This window comes from Hydrogenivirga sp. 128-5-R1-1, assembly GCF_000171895.1.
This window is the reverse complement of the sequence record NZ_ABHJ01000066.1, coordinates 1-3,655: the sequence shown is the minus strand read 5'-3', so window position 1 is coordinate 3,655 and position 3,655 is coordinate 1. Positions and strand designations below refer to the sequence as shown.

At 32.2% G+C, this 3,655-nt stretch carries 3 protein-coding genes and 1 pseudogene; all 4 read left to right on the top strand.

Annotation, left to right across the window (positions count from 1 at the left end; genetic code table 11):
* A partial coding sequence (locus HG1285_RS05370) for an efflux RND transporter permease subunit (protein WP_008288411.1) occupies positions 1–720 on the top strand: 720 nt, incomplete at its 5' end.
* Positions 720–1,733, top strand: coding sequence for a galactose-1-phosphate uridylyltransferase (gene galT / locus HG1285_RS05375; protein WP_008288410.1), 1,014 nt, complete (start codon positions 720–722; stop codon positions 1,731–1,733). The genes HG1285_RS05370 and galT, both read left to right, overlap by 1 nt.
* Before the next feature lie 79 nt (positions 1,734–1,812).
* Positions 1,813–2,688, top strand: a pseudogene (locus HG1285_RS18260) (glycine--tRNA ligase subunit alpha).
* Positions 2,689–2,984: 296 nt separating this feature from the next.
* Positions 2,985–3,655: glycine--tRNA ligase subunit beta (locus HG1285_RS05385; protein ID WP_008288407.1), on the top strand; the 671-nt coding region annotated here is incomplete at its 3' end.

Sequence of the window (3,655 nt, the reverse complement as noted above, 5' to 3'; positions counted from 1 at the left end):
TATATAAACCTTAAACCTAAAGCAAGCTATAATGTAATAAATAGATACAACAAGCAGTACTCATTTACCCTTTACGCAAATGTTGAAGGAATATCAACAGGAGAAGCTGTAAAAAAAGTTGAAAACTTACTTAAAAAAATTTTACCTTACGGGTATGCCTATGAAATAGGCGGTAAAACAAAAGAGTTCAAACGGTCATTTGTGTATTTAGGTATAGCCTTAATTGTAGCTATAATAGGGGTTTATATGATACTTGCATCTCTTTTTGAAAGCTTACTTCATCCATTTGCAATACTTTTAATGCTTCCTTTTGCAGTTTTTGGAATATTTGGTTTTATTATTCTTACAAAAACAACCTTAAATGTGGCTTCTTATTTTGGGATAATTATGCTTGTTGGGTTAATAACAAGGGACGCTGTTTTGTTCATAGACAGAATAATACAGCTAAAATCCAAATTACCAATCAGAGAAGCAATACTTCAGGCAAGGAAAGAAAGATTAAGACCTATTTTGATGACAACATTTACAATAATTGCATCTTTAACACCTGTTGCTTTTGGCTTAACAGAAGGTTCAGAACTTCGCCAACCTCTTGCAATAGCTATAATAGGAGGACTTATAACAGCTTTACCTCTTAGCCTTTTTATTATTCCTATAATTTATGAAATTTTTGATAAGATAGAGATATTTATTAAAAGCAAAATTTTAAGGTCTGGGTAATGCCAGAGATAAGATACAACTTTCTAAAAGATACATATGTGATATTTTCCACTGAAAGGGCAAAAAGGCCTCATGATTATTTTAGAGAGCCAGAGGCAGAAATTGGAATAGTTGAGAAATGTCCATTTGAGTATGGAAATGAAAGCAAAACACCTCCAGAAGTTTTTGCTGTAAGAGAAAACGGCAGTTTGCCTGATACTCCAGGCTGGAAAATCAGAGTTGTTCCTAATAAATATCCTGCTTTGAAACCTGAAGGTAATTTCTTAGAAAAACAGGAAGGTTTATTCAAAAAATTCACAGGTTATGGATACCATGAAATTATTATTGAGACACCAGACCACTTTAAGCAGATTTACAATTTTTCAGTTGAAGAAATAAAGCTTTTGTTTGTTGCTGTAAAAAATAGATTTAATGAAATCTCAAAAGACAAAAATATAAAGTACATCCAGTACTTTAAAAATTATGGGAAAGAAGCTGGCTGCAGCCTGTTTCATTCCCATTCTCAAATCATAGCCGTTCCACTTATTCCTAAAGAGATAACTACAAAACTTCACCAGTTAAAAGAGTTTCATAAAAAAAGCAAAAGTTGTTATATTTGCGAAGAAATAAATTTTGAATTAAAAGAAAATAAAAGAATTGTTTATGAAAATGAGTACTTCATCGCTTACTGTCCTTACGCCTCCATATTCCCATTTGAAATAAGAATAATTCCTAAAAGACACACAGGTAGCTTTGAAAATATTGATGACATAGAAATCATATATTTATCTGAAATTACAAAGATTATTACACAAAAACTGTACAAAACTTTGAACAATCCAGCATTTAATATGACTCTATACACAAGCCCTGTTAATACAGACATTGAACATGTTGATAAATTTAACCACTGGTACATAGAAATACTTCCAAGGGTAAATATAATAGCAGGTTTTGAGCTTGGGACTGGCTGGTGTATAAACACAACATATCCTGAAGACGCATCTAAATTTTTAAAAGAATCAGACATATAACCATTATTCCAAAATAACTAAATTTCCTGTTATAATAATTAAGGTTTGTTAAAATTTTTAACACTTATTGGAGTAAGTATTGCTTACATTTCAGGATATAATAAGGAAATTACAGGACTTCTGGACTGAGCAAGGATGTATTTTATGGCAGCCATATGATATAGAAACAGGTGCAGGAACAATGAACCCTGCCACATTTTTAAGGGTTCTTGGTCCTGAGCCTTGGAACGTTGCCTATGTTGAGCCTTGTAGAAGACCTAAAGACGGAAGATACGGAGAAAATCCAAACAGACTTCAGCATTACTATCAGTTTCAGGTTATTTTAAAACCTGCCCCTGAAAATCCTCAAGAGCTTTATTTAAAAAGTTTGGAAGCCTTAGGTATAGATTTAACAGCACATGACATAAGATTTGTTGAAGATGACTGGGAAAGTCCAACTCTTGGAGCATGGGGACTTGGATGGGAAGTGTGGCTTGATGGTATGGAAATTACCCAGTTTACATATTTCCAGCAAACAGGAAGTTTAGACCTCCCAGAAATTTCAGTTGAAATAACTTACGGCCTTGAAAGAATTGCTATGTATCTTCAAAACGTTGACTCTGTTTACGACATCCTCTGGAATGAAGGATTAACTTACGGTGATATATATAAAGAATCTGAAAAACAGTGGTCAATTTATAACTTTGAAGAAGCAGATGTTGACATGCTTATAAAACATTTGATATGTATGAAAAAGAAGGTTTTAGACTTATAGAAAAAACCTTCCAATTCCAGCTTATGATTTTGCGTTAAAATGCTCTCACACATTTAACTTACTTGATGCAAGAGGAGCTCTGTCTGTTAATGAAAGGGCAAGATACATAGCAAGAGTAAGAAATCTGCAAAAGAATGTGCAAAAGCATTTGTTAAACACAGAGAAGAACTTGGATACCCGCTGATAAAAGATGAAAAGTAAAGAATTGTTAAAATTTATAGCTGAAACATTTAGGAATATAGGAGTTGGTTTTATTATTTCCAGTGAGGTTTTATTTATATCTGAGCATATTGAGGCAAGAAATGTAATAATGCTATTTTTACTGGGCGTGTATACAATCGCCTTTAGCATATATTTATTTATGTTTTATGAAAGAGGAGGAAAAAAGTAGTGGATTTACTAAGCTGGTTAATATTAGTTTCTTTTATCTTGATAACAATTACAGGAATAGCAACTGTATATTACGCAAAAAAACACTCTCAAGAAGGTTAATATAGATGGCTCAATACCTATTAGAAATTGGATGTGAAGAACTTCCTCCAAAAGCTGTAAATACTGCAAGGGAATTTTTAAAAGAAAAGTTAAATGAATTATTTTTTAACTTTTTCCAGTACCATTCACCAGACAACATTGAAGAATTTGCAACGCCAAGAAGAATTGGTTTTTTAGTAAAAAATTTAAATGAAAAACAGCCTCCAGAAAAAAAAGTCATAATAGGCCCTCCTGCTAAAGTGGCTGTTGATGAAGAAGGTAAATTTACAAAAGCAGCACTGGCTTTTGCTTCAAAAAATAACATTCCAATAGAAGAGCTAAAAATAATAGAAAATGAAAAAGGTCGTTATGTAGGCGCAGAAATTATAAAAGAAGGAAGAGATATAAGGCAGGTAATAGAAAAAGAACTTCCTGAAATAATTTCTAAAATTCCTTTCCCAAAAACAATGAAATGGGATAATTCAGGTTTTAGATTTTCAAGACCTGTTAGATGGATTGTTTCCCTTTTAGATAATGAAATTGTTCCTTTTAAACTTGGGAATATAACTGCTGATAGATACACCCATTTACACAGATTTATGACTAAACCTATTGGAAGAGGAGAAAAAAAGGAAATTCCTGAAGCTTCAAATTATGAAGAAATTACAAAAATGGGCTTTATAATAGCAAAATACGA